This window comes from [Anoxybacillus] calidus, assembly GCF_013760845.1.
Classification (GTDB): Bacteria; Bacillota; Bacilli; order Bacillales; family Anoxybacillaceae; genus Paranoxybacillus; species Paranoxybacillus calidus.
This window is the reverse complement of sequence record NZ_JACDUU010000001.1, coordinates 147,388-169,146: the sequence shown is the minus strand read 5'-3', so window position 1 is coordinate 169,146 and position 21,759 is coordinate 147,388. Positions and strand designations below refer to the sequence as shown.

25 protein-coding genes and 1 riboswitch are annotated in these 21,759 nt (G+C 38.8%); of the genes, 7 read left to right on the top strand and 18 right to left on the bottom strand.

The window, feature by feature from the left end; genetic code table 11:
* Positions 1 to 158: 158 nt before the first annotated feature.
* Positions 159 to 995: a lipoate--protein ligase family protein gene (locus tag HNQ85_RS00905; protein WP_181535313.1), complete on the bottom strand. Its 837-nt coding sequence runs from the start codon at positions 993 to 995 to the stop codon at positions 159 to 161.
* 266 nt (positions 996 to 1,261) lie between these two features.
* On the opposite strand from HNQ85_RS00905, the gene HNQ85_RS00900 reads away from it, so the two are divergent.
* Positions 1,262 to 1,636 carry a rhodanese-like domain-containing protein gene (locus HNQ85_RS00900; RefSeq protein WP_181535311.1) on the top strand — a complete coding sequence of 125 codons (375 nt, stop codon included), beginning with the start codon at positions 1,262 to 1,264 and terminating at the stop codon, positions 1,634 to 1,636.
* A 271-nt stretch (positions 1,637 to 1,907) separates the two neighbouring features.
* Here HNQ85_RS00900 and gcvPB read toward each other — a convergent pair whose 3' ends face one another.
* Genes gcvPB through gcvT form a run of 3 tightly spaced genes read right to left on the bottom strand, consistent with a single transcriptional unit; the run spans position 1,908 to position 5,827 of the window.
* Complete coding sequence (gene gcvPB / locus HNQ85_RS00895) at positions 1,908 to 3,365, bottom strand: aminomethyl-transferring glycine dehydrogenase subunit GcvPB (protein WP_181535309.1); 1,458 nt, start codon at positions 3,363 to 3,365, stop codon at positions 1,908 to 1,910.
* Positions 3,358 to 4,704, bottom strand: a complete 1,347-nt coding sequence (gcvPA, locus tag HNQ85_RS00890; protein WP_181535307.1) for an aminomethyl-transferring glycine dehydrogenase subunit GcvPA — start codon at positions 4,702 to 4,704, stop codon at positions 3,358 to 3,360. The genes gcvPB and gcvPA overlap by 8 nt, the downstream gene beginning before the upstream one ends.
* A gap of 22 nt (positions 4,705 to 4,726) precedes the next feature.
* Positions 4,727 to 5,827 (bottom strand): glycine cleavage system aminomethyltransferase GcvT, encoded by a 1,101-nt coding sequence (gene gcvT / locus HNQ85_RS00885; RefSeq protein ID WP_181535305.1) that lies wholly within the window; start codon positions 5,825 to 5,827, stop codon positions 4,727 to 4,729.
* 200 nt (positions 5,828 to 6,027) lie between these two features.
* A riboswitch (glycine riboswitch) is annotated at positions 6,028 to 6,118 on the bottom strand.
* 263 nt (positions 6,119 to 6,381) lie between these two features.
* Here gcvT and HNQ85_RS00880 point away from each other — a divergent pair.
* Positions 6,382 to 8,043: a DEAD/DEAH box helicase gene (locus HNQ85_RS00880; RefSeq protein WP_181535303.1), complete on the top strand. Its 1,662-nt coding sequence runs from the start codon at positions 6,382 to 6,384 to the stop codon at positions 8,041 to 8,043.
* Positions 8,030 to 8,830, top strand: a complete 801-nt coding sequence (locus HNQ85_RS00875; RefSeq protein ID WP_181535301.1) for a YqhG family protein — start codon at positions 8,030 to 8,032, stop codon at positions 8,828 to 8,830. The genes HNQ85_RS00880 and HNQ85_RS00875 overlap by 14 nt, the downstream gene beginning before the upstream one ends.
* Before the next feature lie 83 nt (positions 8,831 to 8,913).
* Here HNQ85_RS00875 and HNQ85_RS00870 read toward each other — a convergent pair whose 3' ends face one another.
* The 9 genes from HNQ85_RS00870 to comGA form a co-directional block, all read right to left on the bottom strand.
* Positions 8,914 to 9,093: a YqzE family protein gene (locus HNQ85_RS00870; protein WP_181535299.1), complete on the bottom strand. Its 180-nt coding sequence runs from the start codon at positions 9,091 to 9,093 to the stop codon at positions 8,914 to 8,916.
* 38 nt (positions 9,094 to 9,131) lie between these two features.
* Positions 9,132 to 9,638 carry a shikimate kinase gene (locus HNQ85_RS00865; protein WP_181535297.1) on the bottom strand — a complete coding sequence of 169 codons (507 nt, stop codon included), beginning with the start codon at positions 9,636 to 9,638 and terminating at the stop codon, positions 9,132 to 9,134.
* A 72-nt stretch (positions 9,639 to 9,710) separates the two neighbouring features.
* A complete protein-coding gene (gene comGG / locus HNQ85_RS00860) occupies positions 9,711 to 10,097 on the bottom strand; it encodes a competence type IV pilus minor pilin ComGG (protein WP_181535295.1) in 387 nt (128 codons plus the stop codon).
* Complete coding sequence (gene comGF, locus HNQ85_RS00855) at positions 10,094 to 10,537, bottom strand: competence type IV pilus minor pilin ComGF (RefSeq protein WP_181535293.1); 444 nt, start codon at positions 10,535 to 10,537, stop codon at positions 10,094 to 10,096. Before comGF ends, comGG begins: the two co-directional genes overlap by 4 nt.
* Positions 10,534 to 10,863, bottom strand: coding sequence for a competence type IV pilus minor pilin ComGE (comGE, locus tag HNQ85_RS00850; protein WP_181535291.1), 330 nt, complete (start codon positions 10,861 to 10,863; stop codon positions 10,534 to 10,536). The genes comGF and comGE overlap by 4 nt, the downstream gene beginning before the upstream one ends.
* Positions 10,847 to 11,287 (bottom strand): competence type IV pilus minor pilin ComGD, encoded by a 441-nt coding sequence (comGD, locus tag HNQ85_RS00845; protein ID WP_181536468.1) that lies wholly within the window; start codon positions 11,285 to 11,287, stop codon positions 10,847 to 10,849. The genes comGE and comGD overlap by 17 nt, the downstream gene beginning before the upstream one ends.
* Positions 11,280 to 11,576, bottom strand: coding sequence for a competence type IV pilus major pilin ComGC (comGC, locus tag HNQ85_RS00840; protein ID WP_181535289.1), 297 nt, complete (start codon positions 11,574 to 11,576; stop codon positions 11,280 to 11,282). Before comGC ends, comGD begins: the two co-directional genes overlap by 8 nt.
* A 20-nt stretch (positions 11,577 to 11,596) precedes the next feature.
* A complete protein-coding gene (comGB, locus tag HNQ85_RS00835) occupies positions 11,597 to 12,631 on the bottom strand; it encodes a competence type IV pilus assembly protein ComGB (protein ID WP_181535287.1) in 1,035 nt (344 codons plus the stop codon).
* The gene (gene comGA / locus HNQ85_RS00830) at positions 12,628 to 13,686 is read right to left on the bottom strand and encodes a competence type IV pilus ATPase ComGA (protein ID WP_181535285.1); all 1,059 of its coding nucleotides are present in this window, start codon (positions 13,684 to 13,686) and stop codon (positions 12,628 to 12,630) included. The genes comGB and comGA overlap by 4 nt, the downstream gene beginning before the upstream one ends.
* A gap of 534 nt (positions 13,687 to 14,220) precedes the next feature.
* On the opposite strand from comGA, the gene HNQ85_RS00825 reads away from it, so the two are divergent.
* Both HNQ85_RS00825 and HNQ85_RS00820 read left to right on the top strand, forming a co-directional pair.
* Complete coding sequence (locus HNQ85_RS00825; protein ID WP_181535283.1) at positions 14,221 to 14,943, top strand: helix-turn-helix transcriptional regulator; 723 nt, start codon at positions 14,221 to 14,223, stop codon at positions 14,941 to 14,943.
* A 55-nt stretch (positions 14,944 to 14,998) separates the two neighbouring features.
* A complete protein-coding gene (locus tag HNQ85_RS00820) occupies positions 14,999 to 15,241 on the top strand; it encodes a DUF2626 domain-containing protein (protein WP_181535281.1) in 243 nt (80 codons plus the stop codon).
* A gap of 38 nt (positions 15,242 to 15,279) precedes the next feature.
* Here HNQ85_RS00820 and HNQ85_RS00815 read toward each other — a convergent pair whose 3' ends face one another.
* A complete protein-coding gene (locus tag HNQ85_RS00815; protein WP_181535279.1) occupies positions 15,280 to 16,413 on the bottom strand; it encodes a class I SAM-dependent methyltransferase in 1,134 nt (377 codons plus the stop codon).
* 151 nt (positions 16,414 to 16,564) lie between these two features.
* Positions 16,565 to 17,200 carry an MBL fold metallo-hydrolase gene (locus HNQ85_RS00810; protein WP_181535276.1) on the bottom strand — a complete coding sequence of 212 codons (636 nt, stop codon included), beginning with the start codon at positions 17,198 to 17,200 and terminating at the stop codon, positions 16,565 to 16,567.
* Positions 17,201 to 17,302: 102 nt separating this feature from the next.
* Between HNQ85_RS00810 and HNQ85_RS00805 the strand changes: the two genes are divergently transcribed.
* A complete protein-coding gene (locus HNQ85_RS00805; RefSeq protein ID WP_181535274.1) occupies positions 17,303 to 17,737 on the top strand; it encodes a hypothetical protein in 435 nt (144 codons plus the stop codon).
* A gap of 81 nt (positions 17,738 to 17,818) precedes the next feature.
* On the top strand, positions 17,819 to 17,992 hold the full coding sequence (locus HNQ85_RS00800; protein ID WP_181535272.1) for a DUF2759 domain-containing protein: 174 nt from the start codon (positions 17,819 to 17,821) through the stop codon (positions 17,990 to 17,992).
* A gap of 41 nt (positions 17,993 to 18,033) precedes the next feature.
* Here HNQ85_RS00800 and HNQ85_RS00795 read toward each other — a convergent pair whose 3' ends face one another.
* The 3 genes from HNQ85_RS00795 to HNQ85_RS00785 all read right to left on the bottom strand — a co-directional run bounded on the left by HNQ85_RS00795 (position 18,034) and on the right by HNQ85_RS00785 (position 21,737).
* A complete protein-coding gene (locus tag HNQ85_RS00795; RefSeq protein ID WP_181535270.1) occupies positions 18,034 to 18,351 on the bottom strand; it encodes an MTH1187 family thiamine-binding protein in 318 nt (105 codons plus the stop codon).
* Positions 18,352 to 18,411: 60 nt separating this feature from the next.
* Complete coding sequence (locus HNQ85_RS00790; protein WP_409994104.1) at positions 18,412 to 19,608, bottom strand: M14 family metallopeptidase; 1,197 nt, start codon at positions 19,606 to 19,608, stop codon at positions 18,412 to 18,414.
* Between the two features lie 239 nt (positions 19,609 to 19,847).
* Positions 19,848 to 21,737: an LTA synthase family protein gene (locus tag HNQ85_RS00785; protein WP_181535268.1), complete on the bottom strand. Its 1,890-nt coding sequence runs from the start codon at positions 21,735 to 21,737 to the stop codon at positions 19,848 to 19,850.
* Positions 21,738 to 21,759 lie beyond the last annotated feature (22 nt).

Here is a 21,759-nt window from a genome sequence, read left to right as displayed (position 1 = left end):
AATTTTCGGGGTTGCTATAAAGATGGAATGACAAAATACCTATATAAAAGAGGCTGATTCAAATGATCAGCCCCCTCCAATACAATGTATAGAGTCAATCTAATAGAAACCATTCCTATAATCGCTAGAGGGAGTCAGACCCTTGCGAGCCAGCCTTTTTATCTTCTAAAATTCCATTCATCTGTTTCGTATTTTGTTCTGGCAATTTCATTCACATACTCAAGTTCTTCACTTGATAATGTATACGGTTCTAAAACGATATTAAGCCCTTTCTCAAATCCTTTATAAAATGCTTCTTTCGCCTCTTCCACCGTTATTTTACGGTCAGTTAGCTCGTTAATCGCAACCGCTTTATTTTTAAAATTGCGCTGCAAACGCTCTTTGACGCGCTCATTTGGATATTTAAACAAGCTAAACAGCAAGTCTTCATCAAGGTCGAGCAAAATAGAACCGTGTTGCAAAATGACCCCTTTTTGCCGCGTTTGCGCACTTCCCGCTACTTTTCTTCCTTCGACAACAAGCTCATACCAAGAAGGGGCATCAAAGCAAACGGCTGAGCGCGGATTTCTTAAATCCGCTTTTTCTTCTTCCGTTTTCGGCACCGCAAAATAAGCATCGAGTCCTAGTAATTTAAATCCTTCTAAAATTCCTTGTGAAATAACGCGGTACGCTTCCGTTACTGTTTTTGGCATGTCCGGATGTTCCTCAGATACGATGACACTATACGTTAACTCTTTGTCATGAAGCACACCACGTCCACCTGTCGGGCGTCTCACAAACCCAAGCCCATGTTTTCTTACAGCCTCCATATCAATTTCTTTTTCGACCTTTTGGAAATATCCTATTGATAACGTTGGTGGATTCCAACCATAAAAACGAATGGTCGGCGGAATCTTCCCCTCGCTATGCCACTCAAGCAACGCCTCGTCTAATGCCATATTAAACGCGGGTGAACAATTACCCGAATCGATAAAACGCCAGATTTCTTTTCCCATCTTTCAACCCTCTTTACTTTTCTTTTTTGTCTAGCTCGGCTCGCAACCGCTCGAAACATTTCAAATCCCCACTGCGGCGGCAATAGCCTCCTCGACGACTTTGAAATGCTGGTCGCGGTTAGGCGCTCGCCTCCGCTTTTCTTTATTATATTTGCCTTTACTAGTTTAACAAACAAAATAGTTTAATGGAAAACTCTTTGCTTCTCATTTACAACACTTATATAATAGAAATTGTCGAAATAAAGAGAGAGAAGGGGGCTCAAGTCGTGGAAATCGCATTAATTGTCCTTGGAGCAATTATCGCTTATTCAGTCTTCACGTATTTGATGCAACGAAAAATAGTGAAAACGCTTACTCAAGAAGAATTCCGGGCCGGCTATCGTAAAGCTCAGCTCATTGACGTTCGCGAACCAGAAGAATATGCGGCAGGTCATATTTTAGGAGCGCGCAACATTCCGCTTACACAATTGCGCATGCGCATGAAAGAGCTTCGTCCTGACCAGCCGATTTATTTATATTGCCAAAGCGGACTTCGCAGCGGCCGTGCCGCACAAATGCTTTACCGTAAAGGTTATCGAGACCTTTACCATCTAAAAGGCGGCTTCAAACAATGGACAGGAAAAGTGAAAACGAAAAAATAAAGGGGCTATTCCAAAGTTGTCTAACTTCACGTGAAATTCATCATATATAGTGTTCTCATCTAACCGTTATGTACTATATATGGTTGTGGGGACTGACACTTTGCTTTAAGGTCAGCCTCCTTATTTTTCGCCCATATTGATCATATACTAATTCTGCTATTAGATGAAATGGTCAAACAATAATAACTGATCATATGGTTCTTATAATGAAACTTAAAAGTGCGAAAAAAGTGATTCACCCAAAATGGGGCGAATCACTTTTTTTCGTCCATTATTGTTTTTGGTAACGCAAAATTGGTTTACGTGCCGCCGTTGTTTCGTCTAAACGTTTGACAACCGTTGTATGTGGTGCTTCTTGAACCATTTCCGGGTTTTCTTCCGCTTCTTTCGCAATTTGAATCATTGCATCGATAAAGGCATCAAGCGTTTCTTTTGATTCCGTCTCAGTCGGTTCAATCATCATACACTCTTCAACGATTAACGGGAAGTAAATCGTTGGCGGATGATAACCGAAATCTAAGAGACGTTTCGCGATATCAAGCGTGCGCACACCTAATTTCTTTTGTCGTTTGCCCGATAAAACGAATTCGTGTTTACAATGACGGTCATACGGCAAATCATAATATTCCGCTAAGCGGCGCATCATGTAGTTCGCATTTAATACTGCATATTCTGTAACTGCTTTTAAGCCATCTGGCCCCATTGAACGAATGTATGTGTAAGCGCGAACGTTAATACCAAAGTTGCCATAGAACGGTTTCACGCGGCCGATGGATTGCGGTCGGTCATAATCAAGATAATAACCGTTTTCCCCTTTAGAAACGACTGGTTTTGGTAAGAACGGAATTAAATCCGCTTTCACACCGACCGGACCAGAGCCTGGACCGCCGCCGCCGTGAGGACCGGTAAATGTTTTATGAAGGTTTAAATGCACAACATCAAAGCCCATATCTCCTGGCCTTGCTTTGCTTAATACCGCGTTTAAGTTTGCTCCGTCATAATATAGCTTACCACCGGCTTCGTGAACGATGCTCGCCATTTCTAAAATGTTTTCTTCAAAAAGGCCGAGCGTATTTGGATTGGTTAACATTAATGCTGCCGTATCTGGTCCTACTACTCGTTTTAAGTCTTCTAAATCGACTAAACCATTTTCATTAGATTTAACGGTAACTGTTTCAAAACCAGCCACTGTTGCCGAAGCTGGGTTTGTGCCGTGCGCCGAATCTGGAACGATGACTTTTGTACGCTTGTAATCACCATTTGCTTCATGATATGCGCGAATCATCATCAAACCTGTCCACTCGCCGTGCGCACCCGCAGCAGGCTGTAATGTCACCGCGTCCATGCCAGTAATTTCTTTTAAGTGTTCTTGTAAATCATACATTAATTCGAGCGCGCCCTGTACCGTCTCTTCCGGTTGAAGCGGATGAATATGCGCAAATCCGGAAAGTCGGGCGACATTTTCGTTCATTTTTGGATTGTACTTCATTGTGCAAGAGCCAAGCGGATAAAATCCAGAGTCCACACCATGGTTTCGCTTAGAAAGAGCTGTATAATGGCGCATAATATCAAGCTCAGACACTTCCGGAAGTTCCGGCTCTTGTATGCGAATATAATCGGCTGGAATTACTTCTTCGACATTGACTGCAGGAACGTCAAGCTCTGGCAGACTGTAACCGATACGGCCTGGTTTACTGATTTCAAAAATAAGCGGTTGATCTTTATGCATGGCTATCCCCCAATTCTTTGACAAGCATGTCGATTTCTTCTTTTGTACGCAACTCTGTTACAGCAACAAGCATATGATTTTCAAGCTCTGGATAATCACGCCCTAAGTCATAGCCGCCAATAATGCCTTTTTCAAGCAATTGTTTGTTTACTTCTTTTATCGGCTTATTGAGCTTCACGACAAATTCGTTAAAGAACGGACCCGTAAACGGCACTTCAAAACCGTTTTCAACGAATGCCTTTTTCGCGTAAAGCGCTTTTTGAATGTTCATCGTCGCCATTTCTTTTACACCCTTTTTGCCAAGCGCTGTCATGGCAACAGAAGCCGCTAAGGCGTTTAAGGCTTGGTTCGAACAAATATTTGATGTCGCTTTATCGCGGCGGATATGCTGCTCACGCGCTTGAAGCGTTAACACGAAGCCGCGACGTCCTTCTTCGTCTGTCGTTTGTCCAATAAGACGGCCCGGTATTTTTCTCATTAGCGCCGATTTTACCGCAAAATAACCGCAATGCGGTCCGCCAAATTGCGTTGGGATACCGAAGGCTTGAGCATCACCGACAACAATGTCCGCACCAAATTGGCCAGGCGGTGTTAATATGCCAAGTGCCAGCGGATTGCTCGCGACAACGAACATACTTTTACCTGTATGTGCAATTGTCTCAATGTCTTTCAGCGGTTCGATTTGTCCGAAAAAGTTTGGATATTGCACAATGACGCAAGCGACTTGCTCGTTCATTTCCGCTTTTAACGCTTCCAGATCTGTAACACCGTTTTTAAACGGAATTTCAACAATCTCGATCCCCGGTCCCTTCGCATATGTTTTCAACACATCACGATATTCAGGGTGAACCGCTTTTGATACAAGCACTTTTTTATTTTTTGTATGAGCTGCACTTAACATAGCCGCTTCTGCAAGTGCTGTACCACCGTCATACATCGAAGAGTTTGCAACATCCATTCCCGTTAATTCACAAATCATCGTTTGGAATTCAAAAATCGCTTGCAATTCACCTTGAGAAATTTCCGGCTGGTATGGAGTATAGGCTGTATAAAATTCCGAACGAGAAATGACATGGTCAACGATGACCGGAATGTAATGGTCATATACACCAGCGCCAAGGAATGACGTGTAACGTTTAATATCTGCGTTTTTTGCCGCAAGCTCTGTTAATTCCTTCATTAATTCTGGCTCAGATTTTGCTTTTTTAATGTTATATTCACCTTTAAAACGAACGCTTTCTGGAATATCAGAAAACAGTTCATCAATCGATTCAACGCCAATCGCTTTCAGCATTTCTTGTTTATCTTCTTCCGTCATCGGCAAATAACGATGAAGCATGGCAGTTTCTCTCCTTTTTCATTTATTTCGCGCGTTTGTAAAATGGGGTGGCTACCACTTTTGCTTTTAGACGTTTGCCGCGAACTTCCACGTATACTTCTGTATCAAGGCTTGCAAATTCTGTTTTAATCAAGGCTAAACCGATATTTTTCTTCAATGTAGGCGATTGTGTTCCTGTTGTGACAAAACCAATTTCTTCTTCACCTGCAAATACTTGATAACCGTGACGCGGAATGCCCTTATCAATCATTTCAATGCCAACAAGCTTACGTAAAGTCCCTTCTTCTTTCTGTTTTTTCAGTACTTCTTTGCCGATAAAATCGACTTCTTTATTCGTTTTGACCGCAAATCCTAAGCCTGCTTCAAGCGGTGTAATATCTTTGGAAAGTTCTTGACCATAAAGAGGGAGCGTCGCTTCAAAACGAAGCGTATCACGTGCACCGAGACCACACGGAAGCACGCCCTCTTCTTTTCCGGCTTCTAAAATGGCATGCCAAAGCGTCACCGCATCTTCTGCACGGCAATAAATTTCAAAACCATCTTCTCCCGTATAACCAGTGCGGGATACAAGCGCTTTTACACCTTGGAGGTCTACATCATCTTTAAATCCAAAAAATTTAATTTCTGATAAATCCGTTTCCGTTAATTTTTGCAGCACTTTTTCCGCAAGCGGTCCTTGCAAAGCAAGCTGAGCGATTTGCTCAGAAATATTCGTTACCTCCACATCACCAAACAGATGTTCTTTAAGCCAATCAAAATCTTTATCTGTATTTGCTGCGTTGACAACAAGAAGGTAATGATCATCTGCTTTTTTATAAATTAATAAATCATCGACTGTGCCGCCGTTTTCATAGCACATTAGACTATATTGAGCACGGCCGTCTGTTAATTTTGCAACATCATTCGTCATCACTTTTTGCAGGAAAGCAAGACTTTCTTTCCCTTTTACCTCAATTTCTCCCATATGTGACACATCAAATAAACCTGCGCGGGTGCGAACCGCTTCGTGTTCTTCTTTAATACTTGAAAACTGAACTGGTAATTCCCAACCACCAAAATCAATCGTTTTCGCTCCGTATTCAGCATATACGGAGAAAAGTGGTGTACGTTTCAGCTGTGTCATATGCTTCCCCCTTTTGCGTATGTCGCTTGTTGTCCTTTTTCGATTATTAGATTTCAAATAAGCAAAACTTTCAATAAAAAAGGACAGATTACCCCCATCATGAATATATGAAGGTCTCTGTCCTGGCACCTGAAAGTTTCCCTATTAAGCAATAGGTTTCCTCTTGGGTGGTTCACATATGTGAACACTCTCCAGAGTTGCGTCAAACAAGAGTCTTTTTGCCTGAGAGATTCACGTATTCCGCTTGCTCCTTCGGCGCTACAAAAACGTAGTCTCTCCCCTTGTTCTCATTCGCACATATATAATTTTCAAAAAAATGGTCAAACTATTAAAACAACACAGACAATGCGACAATTTTTTTAACTTTCTAATTTATTATTATACTACCATTAATCGACCTTTTAGAGCAACAAAAAATACGATTTTCCAGTTAAAAAAACGAAAAATAACCGAACTTTTACGTCATTTTTATTTATTTTGTTAAATTATTTTCGTACATATATGATATTCGATGTATTTATCGTTCGGAAAAAATATATAAAGGAATGATGAGAATGAAGGTTGAGATTGAATTTGACTCCACTTGGAAAGAAGGATTTCTTGAACGACTTGAACAAGATGGGCCTTGGTCAAGCTGGGATTTGTATCAACTTTCTTTAGAAGTTGCCCACCGTTTAAGCATTCCTGACTTTTACGGGCTGCAGGCACCGAACCATTTGCCGCATTTGACACCTCTACCTCATCAGCTTGAGGTCGCCAAACAAGTCGTTGAAAAAATGAACGGAAAAGCAATCTTAGCGGATGAAGTAGGGCTTGGGAAGACGATTGAAGCAGGGCTTATTTTAAAAGAGTATATGATTCGCGGCCTTGTGAAAAAAGTATTGATTCTCGTTCCAGCTTCTTTAGTATCACAATGGGTAACGGAGCTTAACGAAAAATTTTTTATCCCTGCTGTTCAGCAAAAAAAGAGTTATGTTTGGGAACAGTGCGATGTCGTCGTTTCTTCGATTGACACAGCGAAAAAAAGCCCGCACAAGGAAATCATTTATGAACAGAACTATGACATGATTATTATCGATGAGGCGCACAAACTAAAAAACAATAAGACAAAAAACTACGAGTTCGTGCAAAATCTGAAAAAGAAATTTTGCTTGCTGCTAACAGCAACACCGATTCAAAACCGTATTGAAGAAATTTTTCATCTCGTTTCTCTTTTAAAGCCGGGACACTTAGGGAACGCTGCATACTTTACTGAAAAATACGGAAAAACACGATCTTTACACGCAGACGAGCATTTAAAATCGCTTGTCAATAAAGTAATGATTCGTAACCGCCGGACGGATACCGGTATCGAGTGGTCGAAGCGGAACGTTGAAACAATGATCATTGAATTTTCAAAAGAAGAAAGAGAACTATACAATGCGGTTCAATCCCTGAAAAACATTTCTGCGGGAAGTCCATTTTCGCTCATTACAATGCTCCGTGAAGTATGTAGCAGCCGTGAAGCTTTATTTGTCACTTTGAAAAATATGCTTAAAAAACACGAAGGAGAAACTCCTCCTTACTTTAATGAATTAATCGAGAAAATCAACATGGTAACGAAAAACTCAAAAGCCGAAAAAGCGTTAGAACTGATTCAATCCATCAACGATAAGGTGATTATTTTTACGGAATATCGTGCAACACAATTATATTTGCAATGGTTTTTAAAACAGCACGGCATTTCGTCTGTCCCATTCCGAGGCGGCTTTAAGCGCGGAAAAAAAGATTGGATGAAAGAGCTGTTTAAAAATAAAATGCAAGTATTAATTGCTACAGAAGCAGGTGGCGAAGGAATCAATTTGCAATTTTGCCATCATGTGATTAACTATGATCTTCCTTGGAATCCGATGCGTCTTGAACAGCGCATTGGCCGCGTCCATCGTCTCGGGCAAACAAACGATGTTTATATTTACAATTTCGCTGTAAAAGATACTGTCGAAGAGCATATTTTAAAGCTTCTCTATGAAAAAATTCATTTGTTTGAACGGGTTATTGGGGAGTTGGATGATATTCTGACAAAAGTGGAACTTCATAATTTTGAAGACTATTTGCATGATATCTTCTTCAACTCCAGAAGCGAAGGAGAAATGAGAATCAAAATGGAAAATTTAACGGCGATGATTGATTTTGCCGACAACTTAAATAAAGGTGGGACGACATATGCAGCAACATGAAATTCATCATTTTCTTGAAAGATATTTCCGCGCCAATCAATGTGAAATTGCCGAAAATGGTGATGGCTATTTGATTACTGAATTAACCATTGATATGGATAAAGAATTAATGAATCGCCCGTTTTATTGGCATTATATCGAAAAAACGGGCGGCACTCCTGCCCCAATGACACTGACATTCATTACAAAACAAACGAAAGAAACAGAAAAACTCAAAGGTGAACGCCTTCACTTCGGGTCACCGCGACTGCATCAAATTTTTCAATCAGCACAAAAAAGAGGCAGCTATATTCGCCTTTATGAAAACATCCAACCTTCAGAACAACAATTCGTTCCGCTTCATCCCTGGCTTGGTCTGAATGTAAAAGTTTCCTACCAATGTGACCGTAAACGCGATTTTCTTTTATCACTTGGGCTTCACCTAATAAATGGAGCGATTGTCGAACAATTTCAAGATCGGTTAGAACAACTCGAACTAACTCCTAAAATACCGGATTATTGTTTTACAATCACACCGCTCATAAAACCACAAAGCGGAATTGTTCGGTTAGAACAGTACATTAAAAACATGATTCAACAAGACGATCACTCTTGGGCAGATGAAGCGTTAAAAAGATGGCAGGAAGATATAGAACTGCTTGACCACTTTTACGAAGAGATCGATGAAAGACCAGAATGTTATTATATAGAGAAAGAAGCATTAGAAGAGCAATATAAACCGCGCATCCACGTTTCGATTATAAATGGTGGTTTGTTTTATTTACAGCCGCGTCCAAATGTAAGTTAAATATCGAGGCTCTTTTACACGCAAAGGGGCAGACCTCAAGAACGCCCAATCGTTCAAGAAAGTCAGCCCCTTATGAGACAGCCTCATCGTTTTCGTCTAAACAATAACAGCAAGCCAAATGGCAAAATGCCAAACCAGCGATTTAAGAATGGTAGCTTTTCTTGCTTTCGTTGTTCTCTTTTTTTTCTTCTTTCTTCTTTCGGCTGTTCCATATAAGTGACGAACTGCTGCGTCACAAATTTCACATAATCATTCGTTGACAAGCATGGTCACCACCTGTTTTTATCATACAGTATGGCCATTACTTGTGCTGTTTAAGCATGGCAACAATATCGTCAACAATTTCTTCAATTGTCTTGTTCGTTGTATGAATCATAAAATGCGCTTCTTGATAATAAGGTAAGCGTTCTGTCAACAATCTTTTGATTTGTTCTTGTTTATTAGGTTGTTTTAATAATGGACGTGTCTCGTCACTAGCAAGCCTTCGTAAAATTTCTTCCGGTTCACAATGTAAATAAATGACGATACCATGCTTTTTCATCCAATCGCGATTTTCCTTTTGAATGACCATTCCTCCGCCAGTTGTTATAACAATGTTTTTAAGCGGAAGTGTCCTTAACAGTTCCCTTTCGTATTTTCGAAATGCGCTTTCTCCTTCTTTAGCAAAAATCTCATTAACGGACTTTCCCACTTTTTGTTCAATCATTTTGTCAGTATCAACAACCAAAAGACCTAAACGCTTTCCAAGCTGTTTGCCAACCGACGTCTTTCCTGCTCCCATAAATCCTGTTAAGAAAATGGCTTTCATCTTTGCTCTCCTCTTTATTTAACTCCGTTTTTTGTCACCTTATCATATTTCTTATCTTTTGAGAACAGGTGTTTAATATTTTTCTTTCCACTCTATCAGTTCCATGCCTGGGACAGATAAGGTAAACTCAGCTTTATATTCCAACTCGTTATTTGAAATACATAAAACATGAACATTGACTAGTTCTTGACTGAGCCGATTAAGCTGATAATGCGCTTTTCCGGTTGGATATACCACAGTCTCATCTAAGACAGTAACTGTGTCAGAAAGATTACTGAGTTTGTTTTTTATATCAGTCACTGCCATTTGCATAAGCCAATCTAGTTCATACATTTGTTGTTCATGATGGGCAAACTCTATTTCCATTTTATACAGCTCAATCACATGAACAAACAATAACAAAAGAAAGAAGGAAAAGATCATTGTGACAGGAAGGACAAATCCTTTTTCGTTGTTCATGATACTTTCTCCTTTGGTTGAAAAAATGTCATAATAAACATTTCATATTCCTTTCCTTGCTCTGTCATCACTTTAATGCGAAGTCCATCATGTTCCAGTTTATATTGAACACCGGAAATATATTGAAGTGAAATTTCATGTCCTTGTCCATTTACTCTCCTTCGAATCAAATTTCCGTATTTTTCAAAGCTAACTTTTTCACCATTAAACTTGTACAAATATAGGGTTGACTGCTTAATTTCCATTTCTCTTGCTTCCCTTACTTCAGACGTGATTTGCCGCGCAAATACTTGCCATTCCAGACGGCTAAAACGTTCTGATTGATGTTCCTTTATCCATTGAATGTTCAATAACATCGGCATGAACGATACGATGATGAAAAGGCCCGATAACGTAATAAGCATCTCGACTAACGTAAATCCACTGTTCGGTTTATTCATTTTTTCGTGTATCCACACCTTTCAACGGCGCGCTTTGTATAGTCTTGCCAACGAATGCATGCTTTCATGGTTCCGTTTTCTGTAAACTCCCAACGGATCGTATAAAGAACATCGTTGCGTCGAATCGTTTTATCGTGTAACGTTGTTAAATCATACATACGCAATTCTTCATTTAAAATTTGTTGAGCTATACTTTTCAATTCTTCATTTTTTCGTTCTAATGATATTTGGATAAATGAAGGAAGCAATATCGTCGCTACCAAAAGCCAAATTCCTAATGAAACAAGCATCTCAATCAGTGTAAATCCGTTACAATTTTTGCACATAAAACCGACCTTTCCCAAGCAAAAAGACGATTTTGTAAGTTTGTTTACCATAAGTAACTAAAATCGTTCCGGATTTGTTGACATTTCCATTTGGAAAAAAGATTAACGGTGATTGAAGAGTAACTGGCTGAATTTGCAGATTGACTGAATAGGAGCGCTGAAGGAGAATCCGTCCGAAAACACTCCCTTCCATCATTCGGTACACTGGTTGTTGATGATAAAAAACAATGACAACAGATGACTTATGCGTCATTGCATATTGTTGTGCATACAACATATCATCCTTAAACTGCTCAATAAAATAGTCGATTTGCTTTTTTTCAACCAGATGATCCATTTTTGGAACGCTTAACATGATTAATACGCTAATGATGGTAAACACAATTAACATTTCGATTAACGTAAAACCGCTCTCTTTACGCATCGTTTTCACTTACTTCTCCACTGCTATTAATCTGCAACGTATTTCCATTTGGGCATTTATTTGATTTGATATATTTTTGATCAATTAACTCTTGGATTGTCGGTATTGTTCCATTCTCCATTTCATAAGCTTTTACCTGAGCCTGTACCATTTTAATCAGCGCCTCACATCCTTTGTTGTTGATAACGCTATTGTGCTTTGTTACGTTCGGGATGGTAATGAGAATCAAAATGGAAATAATCATGAGGACAATTAACATTTCAATTAATGTAAATCCTTTTTGTTTCATGATTTTTAACCTCCTTATCGCTATAAATGGTTAATGACTTGAAACATCGGCAATAAAATCGCTAAATACATCAATACAACAAGCAAACCAATAAGAGAAAAGAGCAGCGGCTGAATAACGCGAAGCCATCTTTCTAATGTCTCTTCGATGCGCTGTAAGACGAATTGGCTATAGTGCAACAATTCCTTGTCCAATTCTCCGTTTGATTGCCCGTGACGGATGACAAGCGCCAATTCTTTTTCATAATATTTTCTCGATTGAATAATACAATCGAGCTTTTCTCCTTTGGCAAGCTGTTTCTTCATCCTATCAGCTTCAAACTGCAAAATTGGCAAACTCGTTTGCTTTTCAAACACTTGCAACGCTTCATATACAGAAAGGCCGCCATTTAATAAGTTGCTAAATTGGAACGCAAAAAGCTGTGAATGGTATAACACAACTAAGCGCCTCACAAAAGGAATCGCTAAATACCATTTCATTTGCGTAGCAGGATGTAAACGTTTAAATCCGATAAAGTACAAAATGATAAGAAAAAGAACAAACAAAAGAAATGAAATAAACACGTTAGGAAGAAGCGAAAAGGCATGAGTAAAAGAGGATGAGAGAAAGGAACCCTCAGCATAAAACGAAGAAGAAAGGTGGGCAAATTGTGGAAACAATATTTGTTGAATCAGTATCAACATCGTTATCATAAAGAACAACAAAAATAACGGATAACTAGATAACCTTTTTAGCCTGTTGATGTAACGGGCTTTTAACAAAAGCATATTCCCTGCTTCGCATAAGCCCTGGGCAAGATTACCATGCTGTTCTGCAAAAAATAAATATCCAATTGTTTCTGCAGGAAAATAAATCTTTTGCAATGCTTCATGAAGAGGAACGCCGGAACGAAGCTGCAAAAGACATTGCTGCAACTCCTCTCTCTGCGCAGACGATTGTTGAATTCCAAGAAACTCGATTGCTTGCGCTAGGGAATATCCTTTATCAAGGAGTTTTCCTAGACGAAGCAAAAACGTTCCCTGCTTCTCAAGTGACCATTTTTTCTTTCGTCTCATTTTAACATCCAACCTTGTAACAAGCGAGGGGATAAAAATCCGAGGGCAATTCCTTTTTTAATAGCATCCTGTAACGTTTGATAGCGATAGGTGACTTTTTCACCCCGCGCTTCTTGAATCGCTTTTGTGAGCGCTTCGCCATATAACAATTCATATACACAAGTGCGGCGAATTTTCCTTTGTTTTCGACAAATCGGGGAACATTGCTCACCGCAAAACGGACACTGTAATTCAACAAGCCGCTGAGCAGTAACCGCCAGCAACGTCTGTTCGATTTCCTGCAAGGAAACATCAAATTCCAGCAGCCGATAAATCGCACCAACCGCATTTTTTGCATGCAAAGTTGTTAATACTAAATGACCTGTAAGTGCGGCTCGAACCGCGATTCTCGCTGTTTCGGCATCACGAATTTCTCCAACCATGATGATATCCGGGTCGTGACGCAAAATCGCTTTTAATCCCGTTGCATATGTGATTCCAGCTTTTTCATTCACCTGTACTTGCAACACATTTTCTGTTCGCTTTTCAATCGGGTCTTCAAGCGTAATAACGTTTTGATTATATTTGTTTTTACACACATTTAATAGCGTGTACAATGTTGTCGTTTTCCCTGAGCCAGTCGGACCAGTAAAAATGATCAAACCATATGGATGTTGCAAAAGTGATACTAATTTTTTTATCGTACTTGGGAAAAGAGAGAGATGTGATAATGGGAGAAATGAATCTTGAAAAAGAAGACGAATAACGAGGCTTTCTTCATAAATCGTCGGCAAGGTGGACAACCGTAGATTTATAATGGTACTGCCTACTTCCATTTCCATCGCTCCATTTTGCGGGCGTCTTCGTTCACCGATATCCATATCGGCTAAAAATTTAAAATGAGCAATTAACCGTTCACACGTTTCTTTCATCATCACCTCTTTCTCGATCAATACTCCGTCTAGGCGAAACTGGACGATGGCATCATGTTTACGCGGAACAATATGAATATCTGATGCCCGCAGCGAACAAGCTTCCGTGAGCAACCGATCAGCCAATTGTTCAATTGTATTCATGTATTCCCTGATTACTAAAATCTATAAAAATCTAAAACCGCAACGGAATCAGGAAAACGTTGCCTACCGCTCGGATTCTCACCGAGTTCCATCAGGAAGGGATTTCCCTTGTCATTCACCTATTGTGAAAGACAACCCGTGGCTCGCTGTTAGCGATAGTCTAGTCATGCACCATTCCTTCCATCGGTCAGTACACGACAACGATTTTAGTAACCAGCTCTACACCTCCTTTTCATTGTTTCATTAGACATTATTCGCTATCCTTTTTGTTTTTCCTTCTTTTTTTCCTAAAAAATCACAAGAATTTTCATGATCATATTTAATCTTTTGTCATCAATAAAATTTTTCTTGCAGGCTTATCGTTTTTTTAATTGGACATAAGCGATTACTTCACATCATAATCATGCTTTATTTTATTTGAATAAATTGTGAATTTCTCACTAACCCTACAGTTAACTACTATAAATACCATTCCAATGAAAAAATGGCTGTATTATAATGGATTTAGCATGGAAAGTCTTAGGAGTGAAAAAAATGGAACAAACTCTAAAAATAACTAGTGTATTAGCTGATCCAACACGATATTATATTTATCAATACATTACGAAAAAGCACGGTGAAGTATCCGTTCAGGAAATTGCTGATGCCTTCCATATTCATCCGAATGTCGCCCGGCTGCATTTAACAAAATTAGAAGATGTTAACCTGCTTGTTTCGGAAACCCAAAAAACAGGAAAGGGTGGGCGCCCTAGCCGCTTATACCGCCTATCAGACGATGTCATTCAGCTTTACTTTCCATTTCGTGATTACCAGCTTCTTTCGAAAGTTGCGATTCAAGCGATGATAAAGCTTGGTGAAGTTGGAAAGCAAGCTTTATATGAAACAGGAAAACATTTCGGTAAAGAATTAGTTGAAAACCATCTCACCCATGAACAACCGATTAATCAATTATCATTTTCACAAAAAATAGACATTTTAAAAAAAGCAGCGGAAACGGCAGGATTCCATCCAACTTTTGATATTGATGAAAATGAAAACAAAATTTATTTTCGAATTTACAATTGTCCATTTAAAGAGATTGCGTTTCATCAGCCAGAAACCGTTTGTCATATGCATAGCGCCTTCATGCGTGGCATGCTAGAAACTTTATTTACAGAAGTGGAGTTAATTGAAGAGGAAAACATGACAAACGGCTGTGATGCCTGTTCTTATTTAGTCATTATCACAAAATCGAAAGCGATATTTACACAAGCATGAAATGTACATTATAATAGGTAGAGTCAGGGATTTGTTCAAAAAGGAGGGATACATAATGGATCGTATGTTCCGCGTATTAGCATTCTGGACTGGGATTTTCGCAGTAATGTTCTACCTCGGCCACATGCATACAACTTCTTTAATTTTCTTTGGCCAAACAGGTTTCTTCTTACTGTTAAGCTACTTAAAATTAACAGAAAGAATGTATATTTATATCTTTGGCGCATATTTAACGATTTTCTTTGCAGGGTTCACTTACTGGACAACATTTATGATGGTTCCAGGAATAGGAGAATAAAAAGCGATGAGCTTTATCATCGCTTTTTTATATACCCCTCATCTTCTAACGAAGGGATGCTCTTTAAACATGTTGTCCCATTGGATCAAAACATTTTTTTGTTGAATCATTACTTGAAAAGCTGTGCTTATTCCTCCGTCCATAAGTAATGTACGAATCGCTCGGTTTTGCCTGCTTTGTTCGGAAAACGGATTTGGGTCATAATGTTCCATTAAATACTCTAAAATTCCTGCCTCCAATAAAAATTGGTCTTGGCGAATGAGTTTGACAAACTTCCATCCAGCTTCTTCCCCATACATTCGCAAAGCATCCCATTGGATATGAGTCGTTAAATCCATCTCACCAGGAAAAACAAGCGGATTCGTTATAAGCTGATGTTGATAGTACCCGCGCAAACTTCCCTCACGGCGTGCAGGAAGCTGCCATTCTTCATCGGTATAACCGTAATCAACTGTAAATAGGACACCTTTTTGTAAAAGCGAGCCCATCTCAAGAATAAATTGTTTCATCATAAGCGGAACTTCAAAGCGCTGTCCATCTACTAAAGAAATGTTTCTCTCTTGCAAATAAGCAATAATTTCCTCGTTTTCAAGCGGCACCATCGTCTCAACCAATTGTCCCTCTCTTGATGTGATAAAAATTTCATAAAGGCCGTTCTCTTTTTTTTGAATGACATGAACAGGAAATGCATCAAACAGTTCATTACTAAATACAATTCCGCTAAATCGGGGAACATCTTGATAAAATTGTTCAATGCGTTCATACCAAACAATGCTTTCAGAAAGATGATGCAATGTTTCCTTTTGCTTTGTTCGATGATACGGGCTTGTTTCAATCATCATATATGTCAAACGATCATATGTATCAGGTGAACGTTTTTGCCATTCTTGTAACACCGCACGAGCAAATCTGCCATTCCCCCCGCCAATTTCGCAAATCAACGGTGGAATATTTTCTGTTTCCACTAATTGTATAAATATTTTAGCGAACAATTGTCCAAACACATCGGAAATATTGCTGCTTGTTATAAAATCGCCAAACCGACCGATTTTTTCCTTTTCGCGCATATAGTATCCGAGCTTCGGATCATATAAAGCTAAATGCATATATTCTGAATATGAAATTTTCCCCTCTTCTGAGCGCTCAATCGCTTCATGGATAAAACTTTTCATAAAACTCTCCTTTTTTATGTTTTCACTATTGACATAGTAATAAATTTATTATATTTTTAATATAGTAGCTTAACTATATCCCCTCCCATTATATGAATAGAACATCCCCCAAAAAAAGCCCTTCTCGATGATGGAGAAGGGATTTTTTCTTTTATTCAAAGCCATGTAAAAACGGATTTGTATCCATTTCCATACCGATTGTTGTTTCCGGACCGTGACCGGATAAAACAATCGTTTCTTCAGGAAGTGAAAGCAGCTTATCGTGAATACTTCTAAGCAGCTGCGTATGATTTCCTCCCGGTAAATCCGTACGTCCGATGCTTCCGGCAAATAAAGCATCTCCAGAAAACACCGCTTCTACCTCTTCACAATAATATGATACACTCCCTGGGGAATGTCCTGGCGTCTCCAAAACTTGAAAAATAAATTCGCCGATTTCTAACTTCTGCTCATGTGTTAAAACATGCTGTGCCTCTTTTACTTGCACTTCTTCCCCCAGAAAATAATACGAGCCGTTTAACATCGGATTTCCGAGCCAATCTTGTTCATTTTGATGAATATAAAGAGGTACATTCCATTTATTTCGTACATCATCAACTGCTCCGATATGATCAAAATGAGCATGTGTCAACAAAATCGCCAACGGTGTTAACCCTTGCTTTTCAATATAATCTACTAATTTCTTTCCCTCGCTGCCTGGATCGAAAATAATACACGTTCCATTTGAATGAGATAGTATGTATGCATTCGTTTGCAAAGGCCCTAATGGAATTCGTTCCCACTTCATATACATGCCCTCCAAATTTTATTTTTTAAAGACCATTCTATATTAACACTATTTTTTGTAAAATAGGAACTAAAAGACAAATTGCATAAGAGGAGAAAAACAATGCAAAAAAGATTAGGAGTAGAAGCGACAATAAAAAATCTTTTTACCGCTGAATTCGATAACGGAATCGTTGATAAAGACGGTGAATTGCTCATTTTCGAGTCGTCCATACAACTCCTTCCCTCGAACATAGAAACATATTCTCTTTTGGAATTAGAGAATCCCGAACGAACCGATTTATTTAATGACTATGGGTTTATATCTGAACAAGGTCGTACTTATCTTTATCAAGAAACCGTTATTGCCTTCTCAATCGTAGAGGGAGATGCTACAGAAATTGCTATGGCTCTTTTGCAATACGAAGAATACTTAATTGCAAAAGAGCACTGCAATAACGAAATCATTTATTTTATGGACAAAACTTACGAAGATTTGATAAAAAAAGTAGCAGCTGCTTATGATATAAATATCCACATTTTTGACCTCGACAAATAAGGAAAAAAAGATTACAATGTAAAGGAAATCAATCTTTTCCTACATATATTGGCGCATTTTCGACAAAAGGGGGTAAGTATAATGGGTTTAGTGATCATTTTTTCATTAGTGACATTACTAGCGCTTTACGGAGTCATTCGTTCATTGCGTGAAAAGAATATACTCGGATTATTATTTGGCTTAGGTACAGCTGCGGTATTCGGCTGGTTTACAATCATGACCGTTCTTCATCACGGATATCCGGTTGCTCACTAATATTAGCTTTGAAAAACACGCCTTCGTCATGACGGCGTGTTTTATTTGTCTTCCAGTTTCGTTTTTACACTCGCCACTTTATCAGCCATACGGCGTTGAATATCACGACGGTCATCAATGCGAATATTGGTCGCTACACGATGGATTCCTTTTGAAAACGGAACTTCATGAATGGCTTGAATCACTTCAAATAAAACAGCAAGCTCCCCTTCAATAATCGTGCTCATCGGCGTGAGCATAAAGTCAATTTTCCCTTGATCCTTATAGGTTTTGAGTACTTTTTGAATTTCTGCGACATACTCGCTTACGCTTGGAGAAGCTGTTCCAAGTGGTATGACGGTCACATCGACAATTGCCATATCGTTTACTCCTTTTTCGTGTTGATGTCATTTTGATTATACAACTAATCCCTTTTCTCCTCAATCCATATATAATGCCGCTAAAAAAAGGCCGAGACTGTCTTTGTATATGTCATCCAATTGCTCAATTGGCAGCGGATTGACGCCTTCTCCTAATTCAACCGTATATCCTTGCCTTTTCTGCGTATAAATGAACCAATCGCGATATCCAGCATGGCTGTCAATATAACGTACTGCCTTATATCCACTTACTCTAGAAAACTCATTGACAGTTTGTTCAGATTCAGCAGGTTCTAATCCCTCATATCCCCAATAAATTTCCTTTCCTTGCGTGTGAAACGCTAAAATCTTGGAAAAACAGCTTTCCTCTGTCAGGTGAGCCATCGCTATCGTTTCCGGTTCCGTCAATGGCGCAAAGCCAGGAAAATCCCGCGGAGCTGGTGCTTTTGGAAGTTTGCGTTCTTTTTCTACTTCCCATTTGGCTGGAAACTGATTATTTAAATCAATGCCGCGAATATTTGCTTTCCAGTTCGAAAAATCAAGACTGCCATTATTTATGCGAATCACTTCACCTCGATAAGGTTCCTCCTCAGGTGGCCCATTTAATACAAGGTTTACGCCATCAGGATTGACCATCGGCACAATCGATAATGTAATACGATCATAAAACGATAATACATCATACCCATTCAACATATGACCATTTGTTAACGCCAGCAAGTAATCATTCACAAACATCATAATGATGGCCGTTGTAATCCATTCATTCGCATGAAATGAACCGTTCATATGGACTTGTTTTGCACCTTTGCCGATTTTAATTTCGTATAAAGGAAGGCCGAGTACACTTTTTCCAATCGTACGTATTTTTATGAACGGATAATATTGATATAACTTATCCAATTCCTCTTTCATCGTCGCAAAATCATAGTTTCTTTTCCCATTCACAATCGGTTGATCCATTCGTTTCGGAATATTGAGCTGTTGACAAGCTATTATACCGTCTTCAGATAGCTGTGGATTTGCTCTCTTAAAAACTTCAAATGGCATCGAAAACGATTTTGCGATATTTTCCAATGTATCAGGAGTTTGCAGGGTCTGTTTAAACGTTTGATAACCGGGAATGTTTACAGTTTCCCCCTGCTTCAATTGCTCTGATGATAGATGTGGATTTGCGTCAACCAGTAACTCATAAGGAACAGCAAACCATTGGCTGTACATAGATAATGTATCTTTCAAGTATGCCGTTATTTTCAAATCTCTGCTCTCCTCCTCTCTACCTTATTTTCATCGTATGAAAAAATGCTTTGAAACATGAACTCCACTTATTGACATAATATTCGTTTACTGTCTCAGTAAGAGATCCTTTCGCCTTGCCAAAAACAAAAAAGAGGCCGACCCTCAAGCAAAGTGTCAGACCTCACAACACAATATATAGGACATTATACATTGTGAAATACACGTGAGGTCAGACACTTATGTGGGTCAGACCCTCTTTACTGTTTTGTTTCTTTTATCTTTTTGTTTTTATTGTCGTAAAAACGGAGCAAGTCACCGTATATGATTTTATCTGAGTAATCAAGTTCTTGTTTCGCTTTTTCCATGTATGGTTCACAATGAGAAACGTCTGTTTTTAAACCTGTTTTCTTATCATAACAGATGTTTTCTTTAAAGACATAATCTTTGGTGATAAAGCTACCATCACGCAATACAGCAAAATCCATTTTATCTTTAGCAAACAAATCCTGTCCAAAGTGTATATCATCTTTTGTATCGATACCTAATAAGTGAAGAAGCGTTGGTTTCACATCAACTTGACCAGATACTTTAGAAATTACTTTCGGGTGTTTGTCCGTCACACCTGGAATATGAATAATAAGCGGTACTCGCTGCAACTGCACATGATCAAACGGTGTAATTTCTTCCTTGCCTAAATACTGTGCCATTGCTTTATTATGGTTTTCAGAAATTCCGTAATGGTCACCATATAAAATAATAATGGAGTTTTCATATAATCCTTCTTTTTTCAATCTTTCAATGAACACCTTTAACGATTCGTCCATATAGCGAACCGTTGGGAAGTAACGATTTAGTGTACGGCTGTTTGATGTATATTCAGGAACCATTTTATCTTCTTCCTCTAGTTCAAACGGGAAGTGGTTCGTTAACGTAATGAATTTTGTATAAAACGGCTGAGGCAACGTTTTTAAATACGGAATAGATTGTTCAAAGAAATACTTATCTTTTAATCCCCAACCAACAGAATTTTCCTCATTCACATCAAAATATTCTTGGGCAAAATATTTGTCATACCCCAATGATTGATACATAATGTCGCGGTTCCAGAAGCTCTTGTTATTCGCATGGAATACCGCTGAATAATAGCCATGTTTTTTCAAAATTTCTGGTGTTGCCCTATACTCATTTGTCGCATGAGTAAAGAAGACCGCACCTCGTCCTAACGGATATAATGAGTTTTCAATTAAAAACTCCGCATCGGACGTTTTTCCTTGTCCTGTTTGATGATAGAAATTATCAAAATAGTAACTTTGTTTAATAAATTGGTTTAAAAATGGCGTAATTTCTTGTCCATTAATTGTATTGTTAATGACAAAACTTTGCAGCGATTCCATGGAAACGATAATAACATTGCGATTTTTCGCGATACCGAATAACTCTTTCTCTGGAGCTTTCTCGTTCGCACGAATGTAGTTTTCGATATCAGCAAGTTCACTGCTGTCTGCCAATGCCCGCTGTGCTTTTGATTTTGACTGAAGCACAATATCGTAAATGTGATAGTTGTATGTGCCGATGTTTTTCACCAGCATTTCACGGTCAAATGTTCTCGTTAACAATTCAGGGCGCTCTGTTTCCGCTAAACCTAAGTTGAATAATGCGATTGCAGCAACGATAAAATAATAAGCGCGTCGTTCTTTTTTCGTTACAGGTTCAAAATGGACGAGCGCTGATTTTTTTCGAACCAGCCACATCAATAACACAACATCTGCAAACATCATTAAATCTGTAAAGCGGAAAAGCTCAAACACACTGTTCCCCAAATCTCCCATATTGCTCGTTTGGAACAATACAGGGAGCGTGATAAAGTCATTAAAGAAGCGATAAAACATTACGTTCGCATATAGTACAAACGATGTAAGAAAACTTGTGACAATAATATAACGGTTGCGTGCTTTCTCCTTCATAAAGAACGAAAAACCAAACACGAAAAGCAAGAAACTTAGCGGATTAATAAACAAAATAAACTCTTGCTTCCATGACTCAATTTCTATATCAAAGCTAGTCTTATAGACAATATACGTTTTAATCCAAAGTAAAATCGTCGCAATTAATGCAAAACGATATTTGGTGAAAGATAGGTTTTTCATTCTATTGAAACCCTCCTTTATT